We start from the raw sequence: 16059 nt of genomic DNA on the forward strand, positions 1-16059 counted from the left end.
CTTTCAGGTGGAGAACGAAGGCTGGTGGAAATTTATGCAATTGTAAAATCGGCCTCGCAGTTCGCCATGCTGGATGAGCCTTTTACCCACCTGAACCCCATTCAGATTGACAAGGTAAAGGACTTCCTTCTGGAAGAGAAGCAAAACAAAGGCCTGCTCATAACCGACCACATGTTCAGGCATGTGCTGGATATTTGTGACACTTTATACCTGCTAACGGACGGTAAGACACATCTGGTCAGTAGTGCTGAAGAGATTGAGGCACTTGGCTATGCCAGGGTATGACGCATGCCTTTCGTGCCCTAAACAAACTAAGACGTGCCACAACCAAGACTGTTCATAATCCAGGACAAAATGGACCATCAACCACAGCGGTTGGCAATTCAAAGTCGGAATGTGTAGATTTGTAATAATGCCAAAAGCAACAAAACATATCGCTACTACAAAGCACATCTTACTCATGTGTCTTGTTTTGTTTGCTTTTAGTACCTGTGTTGTGAAGGGAACACTGTTCGGGATGGTGGACGTGGCATATGCCAAACCTCTCAACAAATCAAAAACCGTCACCCCGATAAACTCTTGCCAGTATTCGCAAGACCAGCGAACTTCGACTGTCGCACAAGCGGAAGCCAGGAAGCAAATTGAACCCGCTGGTGATGCTGAAGGCCAGTATGTGGCAATTTGTGCTGATAAGGTATTCGGCAAATATTCAAAAAATTGCTCCGGCAATAGCCCTCCAAAGTATATTTTATATAAACGCCTGAAGTTAGATGTAGCCTGATTTTTCAATCTGGAGTTACATCACTTTTTCGCGTTTAATAAAATATAAAATCAATGAAACATCATTCTGAAGGCTCGGCTCATAACTTAGCCGGACTTTTTACATTGCCCTTGCGTTGGGTAATCGGCTGGACTTACTTTTCTGCCTTTTGGAGGCGTCTGGTCTTAGACAACAAACTTATTCCTGAAGAGGCCGGTTACATCGGCGAAAAATTCAATCACTTCCTTCCGAATGCCTTAGGTATCAAGCCGGTTATTGAATACCTGGTTTCAAACCCCGACGCCCTGCAGGTTTCAATGGTAGCTTTTACGATTGTAGAAGCAATTGTAGGGTTGTTCATCATTTTAGGCCTGTTTACCCGACTGATGAGCGTAGGGGTGTTTTTCCTTGCAATGGGCATTTTATTAGGTTCGGGTTGGCTTGGCACGACTTGTCTGGACGAGTGGCAAATCGGTGTACTAGGTGTATCAAGTGGATTTGTTCTGTTTCTTACGGGCAGTGGCGCCTATTCCCTTGATAATTACCTGATGAAGCATCAGTATCCTGTTGCCCAAAAGAAGTGGTTTTCATTTTTAGGGTCAGGGCATCTTCCCGTGAAAAATCTGCGTCCGGTGGTGCTAGTAATGTCTATACTCATTTTTGGGCTTACTTTGTTTACCAATCAGTATTTTCATGGAGGTGTGTTTGGCACGCTTCATAATAAATCTGTAAAGCCAAAAGTCGAAATCTCCAATATACAGCATAATGATTCTCAACTGACCTTTCAACTGTTCCGGGTGGAAGGTGCAGATGTGTATGGCTCATTTCTGATTGGAATTGAGGTGTTAGACGGAAATAACAAGGTGGTCAAATCGATAGATCAAAAAGAGTTATCTGAGTTTCCTGCCGATAGAATTAGCAATCATTATGTGGCAAAAATTAAAGCAGGAAAGCATAGTTTGATTTTGCCGCTTGGTGCAAAAGCCGACCTTACGGTAGATTTAGGAGATGTTCGGATAGAAGAGAACTATACCCTGAAACTGACCGACATCAGCGGGGCTGAATGGATGGCTACTATAGATTAGCTTATTGTTTAAGGAGTAAAAATGAAGTAGCAGCACAGATGAATAGGAAGTGCATAGAACAAGTTATTGCTAAAAGACGGAGTAATAGCGCTTCATACAATTCTTTTGCTAAATTTAAACGGGGGTATTTTTATCAGGCTGTAGGGTTAAATCACCTCGTCTTAAGTGGTACCCACATATGCTAAAATTCACTCCTATTCACTTTTCTCCTTCTGCTCAAAAAAATACTCACTGGCCAATCTCCAAATCAAAGCACATCTCAATGAATGCACTACACCATTGCATCTCCCAATACCACCCTATTTCTGTAGAAGCATGGGAGGCGCTTTCCAAGGCACTAACGCGGGTAGAGGTTCCAAAGAACTCTTTCTTAGTGAAAGAAGGAATGGTTTGCAATAAGCTATACTTCCTTGAGCAAGGTTGCTTGCGTGGATACTATAACAACCTGGACGGCAAAGAAGTGACGTACTGGTTTGGCTTCGAAAATAACTTCATCACGTCCTTTTACAGCTTCATCTCCCGAAAGCCAGGTATAGAGAACATTCAAACCCTGGAAGACTCGACCCTGTGGGGGATCAGTTTCGAAGCCCTGAATCAGTTGTTTGATCAGCACCACGACCTGGAGCGCCTGGTGCGGATCATAAACGAGCAGTACTATATCCGGCTGGAGGAGCGGCTGATGGCCATGCAGTTCAAGACGGCCCGGGAGCGGTATGAGCAGCTACTGGAAACCTCGCCGCATATTCTGCAGCGGATTCCGCTCGGGCAGATTGCTTCTTACCTGGGCATCAGTCAGGAGACGTTGAGTAGGATCCGGAGCCAGGTTTGATGGGTTTCCTTTTTTGACAATTGTCAAAAGAAAGATTTAGGGACTGCTATACCTTTGATTCATCACTTAACGAAAGACAAACATGAATCAGAAACCATCTAACGCATTTGTAGCAGCCTCCTGGGCCACCTTACTGACCGGTATCACCGCCTACCTCATCGGATTGTGGAACGCCGACATGCTGCTGAACGAAAAGGGCTATTATTTTGCCATTTTAATGTTTGGTTTATTCTCCGCCATCTCGCTCCAAAAAAGCGTGCGCGACCAACTAGAGGGTATACCGGTTACCAACATCTATTACGGGCTCAGCTGGTTTTCTACCCTTTTGGCGATCGTGCTGCTAACGGTGGGGCTTTGGAATGCCGATCTGCTCCTGAGTGAAAAAGGCTTCTATGGCATGTCGTTTTTATTAAGCCTTTTCGCTGCCATTGCGGTGCAGAAAAATACCCGCGACAGTTTAGGTAGAGAAATGCCGGCAAAACAGGACGCGGAGTTGTATTATTAATGTGTGGTAGCGCATTGCTTCAACAGTTGAAATTGATAATTTTTGATGCAGAGGGTTTTTCACAGAATTCTCCCCTTTAGGGGAGCGCAGAGGGGTGTTTCTAGTTGTGAGGTATACCTCAAGTTAGCCCGCTATGAGCGTTTTAGCACCGAATCTACATCCCTGTTGACCAATGGTCGCAAGTTTCGACTCACGTCTCACTTGTCCTCAAGGGGATAGTTCTCGAAAATGAGACAGCTATAAACCCTATTAACCTAGATTTCACCATGACAGCATCTTTTCAATTGATTCTATGAAACCACACCTCACCCGCGAGATCATCTACAGCGTCGCCCGGCACAGCAACTGGCGCGAGGCAGGTATAGCCACCTGGCTCCGCAAAGAGCAGGTATACGCCGGCCCGCAGGACTGGGTGAAATTTGTCCGGCTGTTTCTGCTGGGGCTTGGGGGAAGCTTTCTCATCTCGGGCATCATCTTCTTTTTCGCCTACAACTGGGCCGACATGCACAAGTTCGTGAAACTGGGCCTGATCGAGATGCTCATACTGGCCGTGACGTTTGCGGCGGTGTTTACGAAGCTGAGTAGCACCGTGAAGAATGTACTGCTCACAGCCGGCACCATGCTGGTGGGCGTGCTCTTCGCCGTATTCGGACAGATCTACCAGACCGGCGCCAATGCCTATGATTTCTTCCTGGGCTGGACGATGTGCGTGGTGCTGTGGGTGCTGATAGCGAGATTCCAGCCACTGTGGTTCATTTTCCTAATGCTGCTTAATACCACTTTCGTGCTCTATACCCAGCAGGTGGCCACATATTGGGCTTTTGCCGTGGTAATGGATGTGCTGTTCATCCTTAATGCAGTGGCTGTTGTCATCTGGGAAGTGCTGGCTGCAAAAGGCCGCGTAGGTATACAGCACCGCTGGTTTCCGCGCCTGGTCGGGCTGGCGGCGATCATGGTCATCACCGTCAGCATGATCTCAGCACTTTTCGAAAGTATAGACCACGACTATGGACTGGCTTATGTGCTCGGCGTGGCCATGTATGGCGCAGGTATAGCCTATGGTTTGAAAGTGCGCGATATCTTTTACCTGACGGCCCTGCCCTTTAGCTGCATCGCGGTGGTGACAGCCATTCTGGTGCGGATCGGGGAGGACGTGCCGGAGATCATGCTGTTGCTGGCCACGCTTTTTGTGGTGGGCAGCATCACCTTACTTATTCAGTATTTAGGCAAACTTAACCGACAGTGGCATGGCCGATAAAGAATATCCACGCTTGAGCAATGTGCTGGAGCAAATTGCACAGGAGCAACCCGACTTCCGTTACGACGAGCTGGCGATAGCAGCAGAAATTGATCACTCCACCTCGTTGCTCAAGCGCTGGCCCGTGAAGGTGCTCACGATTCTGGGTGGTTTGCTGGCAATGGGTACCTTGATGGGAGCCATCGCCAGCACACCGCTGCTCAGCTCAGGTATAGCGATGCTGGTTTTTGGTTTGATTTTCCTGGTCGGGGCAGAAGTCATAGTTCGCGTCAACAAAGATACCACCGCTGACGCACTGGGCATTTCGATGAACATCACAAGCTACGTGCTGCTGGCGTTCGGTGTCGGTCAATTAACGGATAGTGGCACGGCTGCAGCGCTCACCTTGGGTATAGCTTCAGCGCTGGTGCTGGTTTTCTCGAGGAGTGCTGTTTGTGTGTTTATCGCAGTACTGGTGCTCAACGGCAGCTTACTCAGTTTGATTTTCATACATAAGGTATACAACCTCTCGCATGCCCTGATCGTGGTGCTGGCAGGTATACTCACCTTCATGAGTTTGCACGAAGCCAAACTGCTGGCCTTGTCGCGGCGGTTTGCACTGGTTTTCGGGCCAGTCCGCATGGGGCTGATCTTCTCCCTGATCGTCACGCTGGTGCTCTTTGTGCACCAGAAGTTGCTCTCCTCCAACATCACCCATTTCTGGCTGTCGGGTTTGTTTTTGATCGGCTGTCTGCTGCTGTTGCTACACCGTGTGCTGCGCGAGAGTGGGGTGAAGGATCAGAAAACGCTGGCCATTTTCTATACCTGCTGCGCCGTGGTGTTGCTGCCAACTGTGCTGGCTCCCTCAGTGCCTGGCGCTTTGCTGGTAGTGCTTTCCAGCTTTTACATTGGCCACCGGACCGGCCTTTGGGTGGGACTGCTGGCGCTGGCATATTTTCTGGTGCTCTACTACTACGACCTGAACATGACGCTCCTGGCCAAGTCGGGCGTGCTGGTGCTCACGGGCAGTCTTTTTCTGGCTGGTCTATACCTGTTAAACCGTTATCTACGAAGCCATGAAGCGTAACCTCAAAAGCATTGTCGTGCTGGTCAACCTGGTGGCAGTGCTGGCCTTTTTCAACTTGTCGGTTATGGAAAAAGAAGACGTTTTAAAAGACGGCCAACTGGTGCTGCTCAGCCTGGCCCCGGTAGATCCGCGCTCGCTCATGCAGGGCGACTACATGGTGCTCAGCTACGCCATTAGTCAGACGCAGGAACTGGAGAAACTCCCCAGCCGCGGCTATGCCGTCGTGCAGCTGGACTCCCAGAATGTAGCGCAGCTGGTACGTTATCAGGCAGAGAAAGAGCCGCTGCACCCTGGCGAGCTACTGCTCAGGTATAGCAAAGGCGGTTGGTCACTCAACCTGGGGGCAGAGTCGTACTTTTTTGAGGAAGGCCAGGCCAGTACTTTTGAAAAAGCAGAATATGGCGGTCTCAGAGTGGACACTAAAGGCAACAGCATAATGGTAGGCCTTTATGATGAAAACAGGCAGCTGATCGTGCCGAATCGGGAGCAGGCATCTCAGAAATAAACCCTATATTGACGATCATTTTACAAGCCTATGGCAGCAACCCGACACAGCTATAACACAGGCCACTACTTCAGTGCAAGCGCCCGCGCATTCGGCTGGATCACCACCGCTCTGTCCGTCACCATGATCATAAATGGCTCCTTAGCGGCCTATGCTTTTCTTCCAACCGCCATCATCACGCAGTTTACACACTATCGCACGGAATTCGACCTGGCACAAATGACCTACCGCGAAGGCGTGCGGTTTGCAGGTATAACATTCGGTAAAATGCTGCCGCTGGCAGGTATCGATTTCCTGTTTCTGAAACGCAACAACTACAAGCAAGTCAGCGAGTCGAGGGCTTCGATGAGTACCTTCCAATTCGAGCGATACGACGGCTACATCAAACTGTCAGATAACGTGAAACTGCACCTGCTGCAGCGTAAGACAAAAGAGCAGGCCATGCAGGAGATGCAACAGGTGGCGCAGGACCTGCAGGCAGAGTTACGCGACCTGACCGACATGAAACTACAGAGCTAGGGTATGCGCCTCGAAAAGCGGTTTGTAGCAGGTATAGCCCGTGGGCTCGCGTACTATGCGGGCGGTGGCGCACTGGTCTGGCTCACCTTCCTGTTGTTTGGCTGGGAGTATGCGCACGCACCCGGAGCACACCACATGATGGGGCTGTTGGTTTTGGTGATAGGCGCTGTGCTGCTGATCAGGCGGTTGATTGGTGTACTGGCAACCCCAGCCGACATGCATAACAAGGGAGCACTGCTGGTTCACGCCCTGGCGGTGGTCGGTTTCATTCTTTTCTTCAAGCTCATCATTCTGAACGGTGCCCTCAAACGCGACACCGGCGACCCGATCGCTTCCGAAGCTCTTACGCTTGACCGGCATGCCCGTACTTTGCCTCTCCCGAACAAAGTGCAGGACACGCTTTTTCTTCAAGTAGCGGACTCCGTGTATGTGAACAGTCCTGAATAGTCAGTTTCCATCCAGGTTAACCCATAATTCGCCTTGCCTGTTGGTACACGCGCATGATACAGGTATAGGGGAGCAATTGTTGAAAGTGTCCGCAGGAGGTACGGCGGGCGTTTTGAACACAGACTGAGTATAGGGTTGATTATGAGAAGAGATATTAGTAGTTTCAAATATATGAAACAAGCGCTCCTTTTCGCCTTCTTCTTCTCGCTCACGGTTATAGTGCAGGCCCAGACACTGAAAGGCCGTGTGGTAGATGCTGCTACCAACAATCCCATAGAATTTGTGTCGGTATACCTGAACACGACTACGCGGGGTACAAATACCAACGAGAAAGGCGAGTTTGCGCTTGCGATGCCTTCAGGTACTTACGAAGTCATCGTCTCATACCTGGGCTACGAGCCGCTGGTGCACCGGGTGCAGTCCGATAGCCTGCCACCCTCCATCCTCTTTAAGCTGACACCCAAGGCCCATGTGCTGGGAGTAGTAGAAGTGCAAGGCAAGCGCGATGCACAGTGGTATGACAACCTGGAAGTGTTCAAAGAAAACTTTCTTGGCCGGAGCTGGATTGCAAGAGGCTGCAAGCTGTTAAACCCGGAAGTGCTGACTATTGATTTTGACCAGCGCAGTGGCGTGTTGTCAGTATCAGCCAGAGGACCGCTGATGATCGAAAACAGTTTGCTGGGCTATAAGGTTGAGTACTTGCTGACAGACTTTACCTACCGAACAAAAGAGGGGTATGTTACCTTCGAGGGGTACCCGCGTTACGAACCGATGCAGGGCAGCAAAAGCAAACAGCGCCGCTGGGATAAAAACAGGGAATCGGCTTACAGAGGTTCGGCCATGCACTTTGCCCGGACGCTGCAGCAGAAGCAACTGGAAGAAGAGGGTTTTAACCTGCGCCGCCTATACCGTTTGCCTAACCCTAACCGGCCAACAGACGAAGAAATAGCCGGCGCGCGGGCGCAACTGAGAGCAAGTGGCAACACGATCCCTGTTTCCGACAGCATCAGCGACATTCTGAAACGCGCCCGCTTGCCACGCTTTGTGGAGCGGCTTGACATAAACCCTGTGCCTTACAGCGAATACCTGACACCTGGCAGAGGCAAAGCCCGTTTGTCCTTTGAGCAATTTATGCAAGTGGTCTATACCGGTGAGCAGGAAGAACCCGCCTACGTAAGCAGTACCTCTAATTTTTTGAATGGATCCAGCGCCCGTAAGCCAACCTACCAAACGTCGATATTCTCTTTGCAGGCAGAGGCGGTAGAAGTAGAAGCCTCTGGCAATTTTCTGAATCCGCTTGATGTGCTGTTCGAAGGGTACTGGGCCTGGGAGAAAGTAGGCGACATGCTGCCGCTCGATTATAAGCTTTAGCTCCGATCAGGGCTTAGGTATAGCTTAACTGGTTGTGTTTCAGCGTATCCGGTTTTTGGCGCATTGCTGATCCGTCATCTGCAACCGCTCCACCGGGAATCCCTTGGCCTTGGCTATTTGCTCTAGTCTGGCGTAAGTGGCATCGTCCATGGTAGGGGTGCGGGAGAGGAACCAGAGACTTTCGCGATCGGGTGCACCCACCATCACATAGCGGTACTCGGGGTCGAGCTCCAGAATCCAGTAATCACCTTTGAAGGGCCAGAAGAACTGCACCCTGAGCTTGCTGTTGCTGCTGCCCTCCACCGGAAAAGCTTTTCCCTTCACATCACTCGTTTTTCCTTTTTTCAGGCAGGAGTTGTATACCTCCACGTAGCCTTTCTCAGCTTTGAAGGTATAGTCGGCTGTGGTACAGCGGCAGCCTTTAGTGAAGCGCTGCGGGATGGAGGCGATCTCGTACCACCTGCCCATGTAGCGCTCCAGATCCACGTTAGGCACCGTTTCGAGCGGAGCGTTTGTGCTGCTGCAGCTGCTGATAATGGCAGCGCCGAGTAATACCGCACCGGCAGTCAGGAGAAGCTTTTTGTTTTTGTCCAAAGCCATACGTGCAACGTGTTAGAGTTGCTTGGCCATTTTGTAGTGCTGAATAGAGCCAAACAACAGGTATGTTTTTTCTTCAACTTCATACCCGTTGCGGCGGTAAAAGTTTACGGCATTTTCACGGGCCTGCAGCGTCATGGTGGTCGCTCCAAGCTGACGGGCGCGGGCCTCGAGGTAGCTCAGGAGCTGATCGCCCAGGCGCAGCCCCTGCTTGTCGGACCGCACGCCCATAAAGCGGATCTGTCCTTCTTCGGTTGTGTTGAGATGCAGACGGCAAACGCCAACAGCTTCATTGTTTTCATCTACGAGCATAGCGTGGATGGCCTGTTCATCATCCTCAGCTCGCTCGCTGCCCTCCGGCTGGTTCCAGGGCTTGCGCAGCGTGTCGTAACGGAGCTGGTAGTATTGTTTGAATTGCTCGGGTGTAGCAGGTTCTATTACTTTCATGTGGTCGCGATTCTAGAATGCAAGTTTAATATAAAATATGGTGTGGTAGGTATAGCGGGATTTAGGTTCTCGCCTGGCAACGGGCTTAGGAGATATAAACTTTATTGTTTCTCACAATACCTCAGGTTTGGCAATAGCGCAAACGTGGATTTGCATGATGGCCAGTTTGTAACTGGCGTAGCGGGGGCTGTTTCAGGTATAGCAACCTTCATTGTTTTATAGCTTCGCCTGTGCGGCGGGCACTCACTTTTTTCCTTGATGGGGGTAGGGGCCCTCGATAAAGAAAAAAGTAAGCAAAAAAATCAAGACCCTCCAAACTCGCTGAACGCTCAGACAGTGGAGTGTCGCAAAGTGCACCTGGCTTAGGTGATCTGTTCCATAGCTTCCGGGGCAAGCTAGTCTTGCTATACCTGCCAGGGGTCTGTGTGGATGCTACGAAGCTATACCTGTAAATTGGTATAGGCAGAAATTCTCCCCTTGAGGGGAGCGAAGAGGGGTGTAAATCGTGCACTGTTATACAGAAACCACAGCGCTTATACCTTTAGATTGGTAACTACAGGCTCCCCGCCTTGGATAAGGAGGGGTCAGGGGCGGTTGGACCTGGTATTGTTTAGAAAGTTGCCGCGAAGCTTATACCTGCGAAGTAGTAGTGCCGGAATTCCCCTCTCGGGAGGGGCAGGGGTGGGTATAATCCGTGGGAGTAATTAAAGACAGTCGCTGAGAAGCTGTACCTAAAAACCGGCAATGGTCGAAAAGTCCCCCTTCGGAGGGAGCAGGGGGATGACAATCGTTCATGAAAATCCTGTCAATCTTTTAATTCTGTAAATCCTTGGGGGAAGGGGCCCTACAAAGATTCAGACAGAGAAGCCCGCGTATCCCATTCATCCAACAATTCAACCATTTAACAATTCAACCAACCAACAACTAGCAATCAACAATTAGATAAATAACTTTGCAGCTTATAAACCGTGTAAATCTTATCATTTAACCTAACCCGAAAAACTATGGCATCTTTCGATATCATCAGCAAAGTAGATCCGCAGATCATGGACAATGCGATAAACGTGGCCCGCAAGGAAATCATGAACCGCTACGACTTCCGCGATACAAAAGGCTCACTGGAGTTCGACAAGAAAAACAACGAAGTGCACATCAGCATGGAGAACGACATGCGCCTGCAGCACACCGAAGACGTGCTCATCGGCAAAATGGTGAAGCAGGGCCTCGACGCCACCGCCCTCGACTTTTCGAAAGATGCCTACCAAAGCGGTGCCATGGTGAAGAAGGACATCAAGGTGAAAGCCGGCATTGACAAGGAGACTTCCAAGAAGATCATGAAGCTGATCAAAGACAGCAAGGTGAAGGTGTCGGCCGCCATCATGGACGAAACCATCCGGGTGACAGGTAAAAAAATCGACGATCTGCAGCAAGTGATCGCTGTTTTGCGTACAAACGCCGAAGAAATAGGGATGCCGCTTCAGTACGTCAACATGAAATCGTAATGATTACATGTTTGAATGGTTAAATTGTTTTAGCTGACGGCAACCATTAGCAATTTAACCTTCAACGTGCTCACCTTATGGAAATATTCGCTAATCCGGACACCTGGATAAGTCTGCTGACCCTGACCTTTATGGAGGTAGTGCTGGGCATCGACAACATCGTGTTCATATCGATCATCGTAAGCCGATTGCCGAAAGACCAACAGGCCAAAGGGCGTAATATTGGTTTGGCGCTGGCACTGGTTTTCCGCATCATCCTGCTGATGTTCATCGCCTGGATCGTGAGCGCCAGCAACCCAATCTTCTCGATCAACCTGCCGTTTACCGATGAGGACTTCCCGGTGTCGTGGCGCGATATTATTCTCTTTGCCGGTGGTCTGTTCCTGCTAGCAAAGTCCGTAACCGAGATCCACAACAAACTGGAGGGCGAGGTAGAAGGTCAGAGTGCCGGGCAGGGAACAGCAACGTTAGGCAAGGTGCTCATTCAGATCATCCTGATCGACATCGTGTTCTCGTTCGACTCCATCCTGACCGCTGTTGGTTTGGCGCAGGAGATCATTGTAATGATTGTTGCCGTGATCATCGCGATGGGCATCATGCTGATTTTTGCCAAGTACGTGAGCGATTTTGTGAACAAGCACCCGACCGTGAAAATGCTGGCACTTTCCTTCCTGCTTCTGATCGGCTTTATGCTGGTAGTGGAGGCGCTGCACCAGCACATCCCGAAAGGCTATATTTACTTTGCCATGTTCTTCTCGCTGATGGTGGAAATGCTCAACCTGAAGCTGCGCAAGAAAACCGACCCGGTGCATCTACGTCAGAACGAAGTACTGCCTGAGGGCGACCCGTCAATTTAAACAAGCCGATGATCTCATTTGCAAAAGCCCCGGCAGTATACCTGTTGGGGCTTTCGTTTTTGCGGGTTTTCCCTCTTCCTACCAATGGCGCAATTGCCAACATACAGCGAGGAGAGTGCCCCGGCCGACAAGAGAAAGCAAAAGACATACATAGAAATTTGCTATATTAACCGTACAGAACCTCCTCATACCTGGCCATGTCTAAAAGACCTTCTCTCGTATCCCTTTTTCTGCTGATCGCCCTTGTGGGCCTGAGTGTGTATAGCGTGAGCCTGATGAGCCCACCCGAGGCGCTGCCGGCCAATGCGCCAGGCACCGATTTTTCGGCGGAGCGGGCCATGGTGCATGTGCGTGAAGTGGCCAGCCAGCCCCACGCGATGGGCACACCCGGCCATGCGGAGGCACGTCAGTATCTGTTCAATCAGATGGAGGCTCTGGGGTTGCAGCCGGAGGTACAGGAAGCGGTGATCGTAAACCCAGTGGGCGAAACCAGCAACGTGGGCTATGTGTACAACCTCCTGGGCCGATTGAAAGGCACGCAACCCGGCGGAAAGGCTGTGCTGGTAATGGCGCACTACGACTCACAGCCCAACACCCCGGGCGCCGGCGACGATGGCGCAGGTATAGCCGCCATGCTCGAGACAGCCCGCGCCCTGCAAACGGGCAAACCACTGCAGCACGACGTTATTTTCCTGATGACCGACGGTGAGGAGTACGGCCTATACGGGGCCAAGGCTTTTCTGAAGCACCCTTGGGCGAAGGAAGTGGGTGTGGTCGTAAACGTGGAGGCGCGCGGCAATGCCGGCCCGAGCATGACCTTCGAGATAAGCCCCGAAAACGGCTGGATCGTGGAGCAGTTTGCCGCGGCAGCGCCCTACCCCTTTGCCAGTTCCATGATGTACGAGGTATACCGCAACCTGCCCAACAACACCGATTTTACCGTGTTCAGAGATGCCGGGTATACGGGCATCAACTCGGCTATCATCGATGGCTTTGTGCACTACCACAAAATGACCGATTCGCCGGAGAACCTGGACCGCAACAGCCTGCAGCACCACGGCAGCAATATGCTGGCACTGGTACGGCACCTGGGCAATGTGCCGCTCGACAACACCAAGGCGCAGGACAAGATTTTCTTTAACCCGGCAGGCAGCTGGCTGGTGCAGTACCCGGCCAGCTGGAATTTGCTGTGGGCGGCGCTCTCCACAGTGCTGTTGCTGGCGTGTGTTATCGTGGGGATTCGTAGAAAAGCCTTTTCAGGGCAGCAGCTATTAGGTGGCTTTTTAGGCTTCCTGCTGGTAATATCCCTTGTGGCAGGACTGTCTTTCCCGATAACCAGTTTTGTAAAAAGCATGCTGCCTTACAGCCATGACATCAACGGAGTATATGGCGACCTGCATTTCTTTATGAGTTATCTGCTGCTGTCACTTGGGCTGATGCTTTTGCTGAGTTGGCTGCTGCTGCGCTGGATGTCGGTATTTGCCTTGTGCATGGGTGTCTGCCTGATCTGGTTTTCCCTGATGGTGGCAGCCTTGCTACTGGTGCCTGCTGCAGCCTATCTGTTCATGTTTCCGCTGCTATTCTGCCTGCTTGCCTTACTGGTGCTTTTCCTAAGAGACCTGCACCAGCAACCAGTTGGGTGGGGGTATGCGTTGGTGCTGCTAGTAGGTATAGTGCCCGCCATTTTTATGCTGATGCCGCTGGTGCGTTTCCTGTTTGTGGTGTTTGCCCTGCAGATGCCGGTGGCCATGGTAGCGACACTGCTCCTGCTGGCCGGGCTGGCTATACCTATGTTGATGGTAGTTGAGCGCAGTTTCGGCTGGCGTACCTTACCGCTGTTGCCGGTCTTTCTGCTCTTTGTAGGCGGCATACAGCTGTTCCGGGCGATACAAGCAGAGAAGCCAACAGACACCCAGCCCTTGCACTCCCACGTGAGCTACTACCTCAACACCGATGACAGCGTGGCCGTCTGGGCTTCGGCCTTCAAGCGCACCGACGACTGGAACAGACAGTTCTTTCCGAAGCCAACTACAGGCGCCCTGACCGAAATATACCCGATGGCCGCGCGGGAGTACCTGAAAAACGAAGCAGCGCCTATACCTGTGCAGGCGCCAGTAGCCAGTCTGGTGAACGAAGCGATCGCCCCCGGCGAGCGTGTGCTGACCATCCGGCTGCAGTCCCCGCGTGGGGCCGCCCACCTGGACCTGGTACTGCAGCCTTCAGAGGAAGACGGGATGCTGGGAGCCGCCATCAACGGCGAGGCCCTGGCCCTGGGGCCGATGGAAACAGCGCAGGGAGCCGTGTACTATGCCAAGGTGCACGGTCTGCCGGACTCGAAAGAAGTTGAGCTGGAAGTGCGTCTGAAACAGAGCAGTAGCCTGCAGCTATACCTGTATGATGTGAGCATCGGGTTGCCGCAGGAGCTGGTGCGTGAACCAATGCCCGCCCATGTTATACCGGAACAGGGCCGCGAGAGCAACCTGACCCTTGTTCGGAAGTCGTATAGGTTCTAAACCAAGGCATTGCTGTACTTTGGAGTGTTTTTAGCTACACCGCATAACTTGTAAGGCAAGGTATACGGTATAGCTATAGACGACACCCTGTGCACCCCGACTTATGCTCACCGATAAACTGCTCACCCTAGCCTTTGGGCTACTGTTTTTGCTGATGATCGCCTGCGGCGACAGCCCCAAAACCGAACAGGTCAAAACCGACACACCGCCGGTTATAAAGGAGATGAGCCGCAGCGCCGCCTTCATAGACTATGCCGCCAGCACCACCATGCTGCAGGCGGAGCTAGCCCGATTGGCTTCTGAGCGTGCGCAATCCGAAGCGGTAAAAGCCCTTGGCGCCGAAATGCTGGACTTTTACAGCCAAGCCATGAAGCAGTTGCAGGAGGTTGCCAGAGCAGAAGGACTGCACACCAGCCTGCCCGATTCGCTGGGATCGGCAGATAGGGCAACAGTAGAAGAGTTTGGAAAACTGACCGGTACGGCGTTTGACGAGCGCTACAAAGCGTATGTGTATACGTCGCAACAGTCACAGTTGGACCATTACCAGGAAACGCTCTTGCGCGCAGAAGAAGAGGAGATCAGGAATTGGGTAAATGAGATGCAACTACAGCTGCGGGCACGCCTTCAATTGGCTGCGCGGTACGACAGTGCCAGGTAGGTATAGCAGGTATAAACTTAGCTCCAAAGATCGGCAGCCTTGCGGGCCATCCGGAAAAAAAGGTCTTTCTCCAAGCCCGCCACCTGACGGGCCTCGCACTCCGAGTAGCCATTTTCGGAGGCGTTGAGGTAATCGTAGTACAGCTGCGCCAGTTCCAGCGAGTCATCCTCAAACTGCTCTGTCATGCTTTCGCGCTGCAGCTGCTCGGGCTCGAAGATCTTAGAAGGGTATAGTTTGTCGAGCTGGTAGATCAGGTACTTCTGCGAAGTGTTATCGGAGCGCTTGCTTCCGCCGCCCAAAAGTTGCTCCAGCGGCAGGTCATCATCATCTTCGTATTCATCTTCCAGTTCATCATCCACCGCCAGCGGCTCATACACAATCAGGTCGAAACCGGTTAGCTCCAGGTAGTCATCAAACTGCTCTTTGATGGGCACCAGGGTAGGGGAGTCGTGGTCGCTGTTGAGCACGTTGGCCATGTGCAGGGCAATTTCCTTGCCTTTGTCGCCGGCACCGATCAGGATCTGGTTGAACTGCGTGAAGTCGCAGCCCAGGTAAATGAACTTGTACTCATCATCGAGCACAGTAAAACACCATAGGGTGATGAACTCCGTGTCGTCTATTACGACCGTGTCTATGTAGAGCTCATTTATCTGAATATAGTATGGTGCGTACTGCGGAGAGTCCATGGCTGATTCGGCATTTAGTGTACAGTATTTGCGTATACGGAGTTTGTTTGCACATGGCAAAGTTTCTATATAGAAAATAAGCGAATGGCCCTAATCTTCGTGTCGGTAAATATAGTACAATACCCCACCGAGCGCCGTAACACCTGCCCGTATACCCCAACCGATACCTTCGCCCCACTGGTTAACCCAGTTCAATACAAGTAAGTTGGCACCAGTAAGACCCATAACGAGCGAAACCAGCCCGGCAAGCAGGAGAAACAGTCCGATGAATTTCATAGTAGCTTTTTATAAGGTGAAAATCCCGAAATACAGAAGCTTGTTATAACAAAGAAAAGCTCGTTTTAAGCAATCTCTATATAGTCCACATGAAATATAATAAATATTATTTTCAGCACAAGATTTCATGCGAAAAATCGATGACGCAGCAGCTGTGAAGGATAGGATTAAAGCCTGA

The 16059-nt window shown here is 51.1% G+C and carries 18 protein-coding genes and 1 pseudogene; 15 read left to right on the top strand and 4 right to left on the bottom strand.

The annotated features are described in order from the left end of the window. The 11 genes and pseudogenes from Q4E40_RS03790 to Q4E40_RS03840 all read left to right on the top strand — a co-directional run. Positions 1–285, top strand: a pseudogene (locus Q4E40_RS03790) (ATP-binding cassette domain-containing protein); the annotation flags it as partial. 127 nt (positions 286–412) lie between these two features. Then, a complete protein-coding gene (locus Q4E40_RS03795; protein WP_303410156.1) occupies positions 413–781 on the top strand; it encodes a hypothetical protein in 369 nt (122 codons plus the stop codon). Positions 782–834: 53 nt separating this feature from the next. Further along, on the top strand, positions 835–1845 hold the full coding sequence (locus Q4E40_RS03800; protein ID WP_303410158.1) for a TQO small subunit DoxD: 1011 nt from the start codon (positions 835–837) through the stop codon (positions 1843–1845). Positions 1846–2107: 262 nt separating this feature from the next. Further along, entirely contained in the window at positions 2108–2674 is a 567-nt protein-coding gene (locus tag Q4E40_RS03805; protein WP_303410160.1) for a Crp/Fnr family transcriptional regulator, read from the top strand. Positions 2675–2756: 82 nt separating this feature from the next. Next, positions 2757–3179 (top strand): inner membrane protein YiaA, encoded by a 423-nt coding sequence (gene yiaA, locus Q4E40_RS03810; protein WP_303410161.1) that lies wholly within the window; start codon positions 2757–2759, stop codon positions 3177–3179. A 292-nt stretch (positions 3180–3471) separates the two neighbouring features. Then, positions 3472–4437: a DUF2157 domain-containing protein gene (locus tag Q4E40_RS03815; protein ID WP_303410162.1), complete on the top strand. Its 966-nt coding sequence runs from the start codon at positions 3472–3474 to the stop codon at positions 4435–4437. Then, positions 4427–5503: a DUF4401 domain-containing protein gene (locus Q4E40_RS03820; RefSeq protein ID WP_303410163.1), complete on the top strand. Its 1077-nt coding sequence runs from the start codon at positions 4427–4429 to the stop codon at positions 5501–5503. Before Q4E40_RS03815 ends, Q4E40_RS03820 begins: the two co-directional genes overlap by 11 nt. Further along, positions 5493–6008: a GDYXXLXY domain-containing protein gene (locus Q4E40_RS03825; protein ID WP_303410165.1), complete on the top strand. Its 516-nt coding sequence runs from the start codon at positions 5493–5495 to the stop codon at positions 6006–6008. The genes Q4E40_RS03820 and Q4E40_RS03825 overlap by 11 nt, the downstream gene beginning before the upstream one ends. 30 nt (positions 6009–6038) lie before the next feature. Then, on the top strand, positions 6039–6527 hold the full coding sequence (locus Q4E40_RS03830) for a hypothetical protein (protein WP_303410166.1): 489 nt from the start codon (positions 6039–6041) through the stop codon (positions 6525–6527). Between the two features lie 3 nt (positions 6528–6530). Further along, positions 6531–6974, top strand: a complete 444-nt coding sequence (locus Q4E40_RS03835) for a hypothetical protein (RefSeq protein ID WP_303410167.1) — start codon at positions 6531–6533, stop codon at positions 6972–6974. Between the two features lie 171 nt (positions 6975–7145). Next, positions 7146–8345 (top strand): carboxypeptidase-like regulatory domain-containing protein, encoded by a 1200-nt coding sequence (locus tag Q4E40_RS03840; protein ID WP_303410168.1) that lies wholly within the window; start codon positions 7146–7148, stop codon positions 8343–8345. Between the two features lie 39 nt (positions 8346–8384). Here the strand turns inward: Q4E40_RS03840 and Q4E40_RS03845 are convergent, their stop codons facing one another. Together Q4E40_RS03845 and Q4E40_RS03850 are read right to left on the bottom strand one after the other, a co-directional pair. Further along, a complete protein-coding gene (locus Q4E40_RS03845) occupies positions 8385–8945 on the bottom strand; it encodes a lipocalin family protein (RefSeq protein ID WP_303410169.1) in 561 nt (186 codons plus the stop codon). Positions 8946–8957: 12 nt separating this feature from the next. Beyond that, the gene (locus Q4E40_RS03850; RefSeq protein ID WP_303410171.1) at positions 8958–9389 is read right to left on the bottom strand and encodes a GNAT family N-acetyltransferase; all 432 of its coding nucleotides are present in this window, start codon (positions 9387–9389) and stop codon (positions 8958–8960) included. A gap of 1004 nt (positions 9390–10393) precedes the next feature. Here Q4E40_RS03850 and Q4E40_RS03855 point away from each other — a divergent pair. From Q4E40_RS03855 to Q4E40_RS03870, 4 genes are all read left to right on the top strand, one after another. Next, a complete protein-coding gene (locus tag Q4E40_RS03855; RefSeq protein ID WP_303410172.1) occupies positions 10394–10891 on the top strand; it encodes a YajQ family cyclic di-GMP-binding protein in 498 nt (165 codons plus the stop codon). A gap of 77 nt (positions 10892–10968) precedes the next feature. Next, on the top strand, positions 10969–11748 hold the full coding sequence (locus tag Q4E40_RS03860; protein ID WP_303410174.1) for a TerC family protein: 780 nt from the start codon (positions 10969–10971) through the stop codon (positions 11746–11748). 197 nt (positions 11749–11945) lie between these two features. Next, positions 11946–14261, top strand: coding sequence for a M20/M25/M40 family metallo-hydrolase (locus tag Q4E40_RS03865; protein ID WP_303410175.1), 2316 nt, complete (start codon positions 11946–11948; stop codon positions 14259–14261). A 103-nt stretch (positions 14262–14364) separates the two neighbouring features. Continuing rightward, positions 14365–14919: a DUF4142 domain-containing protein gene (locus Q4E40_RS03870; RefSeq protein ID WP_303410176.1), complete on the top strand. Its 555-nt coding sequence runs from the start codon at positions 14365–14367 to the stop codon at positions 14917–14919. Positions 14920–14936: 17 nt separating this feature from the next. On the opposite strand, the gene Q4E40_RS03875 is transcribed toward Q4E40_RS03870, so the two are convergent. Both Q4E40_RS03875 and Q4E40_RS03880 read right to left on the bottom strand, forming a co-directional pair. Next, complete coding sequence (locus Q4E40_RS03875) at positions 14937–15605, bottom strand: hypothetical protein (RefSeq protein ID WP_303410177.1); 669 nt, start codon at positions 15603–15605, stop codon at positions 14937–14939. A 90-nt stretch (positions 15606–15695) separates the two neighbouring features. Then, entirely contained in the window at positions 15696–15881 is a 186-nt protein-coding gene (locus Q4E40_RS03880; protein ID WP_303410178.1) for a hypothetical protein, read from the bottom strand. Between the last annotated feature and the right edge of the window lie 178 nt (positions 15882–16059).

The sequence above is a fragment of the Pontibacter coccineus genome (assembly GCF_030546575.1).
Lineage (GTDB): Bacteria > Bacteroidota > Bacteroidia > Cytophagales > Hymenobacteraceae > Pontibacter > Pontibacter coccineus.

Excerpts from the sequence above, each read along its gene's own strand:
- Q4E40_RS03820 (WP_303410163.1), top strand. The coding sequence starts at position 4,427 with ATGGCCGATAAAGAATATCCACGCTTGAGCAATGTGCTGGAGCAAATT.
- Q4E40_RS03845 (WP_303410169.1), bottom strand. The coding sequence starts at position 8,945 with ATGGCTTTGGACAAAAACAAAAAGCTTCTCCTGACTGCCGGTGCGGTA.
- Q4E40_RS03870 (WP_303410176.1), top strand. The coding sequence starts at position 14,365 with ATGCTCACCGATAAACTGCTCACCCTAGCCTTTGGGCTACTGTTTTTG.
- Q4E40_RS03795 (WP_303410156.1), top strand. The coding sequence starts at position 413 with ATGCCAAAAGCAACAAAACATATCGCTACTACAAAGCACATCTTACTC.
- Q4E40_RS03855 (WP_303410172.1), top strand. The coding sequence starts at position 10,394 with ATGGCATCTTTCGATATCATCAGCAAAGTAGATCCGCAGATCATGGAC.
- Q4E40_RS03840 (WP_303410168.1), top strand. The coding sequence starts at position 7,146 with ATGAAACAAGCGCTCCTTTTCGCCTTCTTCTTCTCGCTCACGGTTATA.
- Q4E40_RS03815 (WP_303410162.1), top strand. The coding sequence starts at position 3,472 with ATGAAACCACACCTCACCCGCGAGATCATCTACAGCGTCGCCCGGCAC.
- Q4E40_RS03860 (WP_303410174.1), top strand. The coding sequence starts at position 10,969 with ATGGAAATATTCGCTAATCCGGACACCTGGATAAGTCTGCTGACCCTG.
- yiaA (WP_303410161.1), top strand. The coding sequence starts at position 2,757 with ATGAATCAGAAACCATCTAACGCATTTGTAGCAGCCTCCTGGGCCACC.
- Q4E40_RS03850 (WP_303410171.1), bottom strand. The coding sequence starts at position 9,389 with ATGAAAGTAATAGAACCTGCTACACCCGAGCAATTCAAACAATACTAC.
- Q4E40_RS03875 (WP_303410177.1), bottom strand. The coding sequence starts at position 15,605 with ATGGACTCTCCGCAGTACGCACCATACTATATTCAGATAAATGAGCTC.
- Q4E40_RS03830 (WP_303410166.1), top strand. The coding sequence starts at position 6,039 with ATGGCAGCAACCCGACACAGCTATAACACAGGCCACTACTTCAGTGCA.
- Q4E40_RS03865 (WP_303410175.1), top strand. The coding sequence starts at position 11,946 with ATGTCTAAAAGACCTTCTCTCGTATCCCTTTTTCTGCTGATCGCCCTT.
- Q4E40_RS03880 (WP_303410178.1), bottom strand. The coding sequence starts at position 15,881 with ATGAAATTCATCGGACTGTTTCTCCTGCTTGCCGGGCTGGTTTCGCTC.
- Q4E40_RS03805 (WP_303410160.1), top strand. The coding sequence starts at position 2,108 with ATGAATGCACTACACCATTGCATCTCCCAATACCACCCTATTTCTGTA.
- Q4E40_RS03835 (WP_303410167.1), top strand. The coding sequence starts at position 6,531 with ATGCGCCTCGAAAAGCGGTTTGTAGCAGGTATAGCCCGTGGGCTCGCG.
- Q4E40_RS03825 (WP_303410165.1), top strand. The coding sequence starts at position 5,493 with ATGAAGCGTAACCTCAAAAGCATTGTCGTGCTGGTCAACCTGGTGGCA.
- Q4E40_RS03800 (WP_303410158.1), top strand. The coding sequence starts at position 835 with ATGAAACATCATTCTGAAGGCTCGGCTCATAACTTAGCCGGACTTTTT.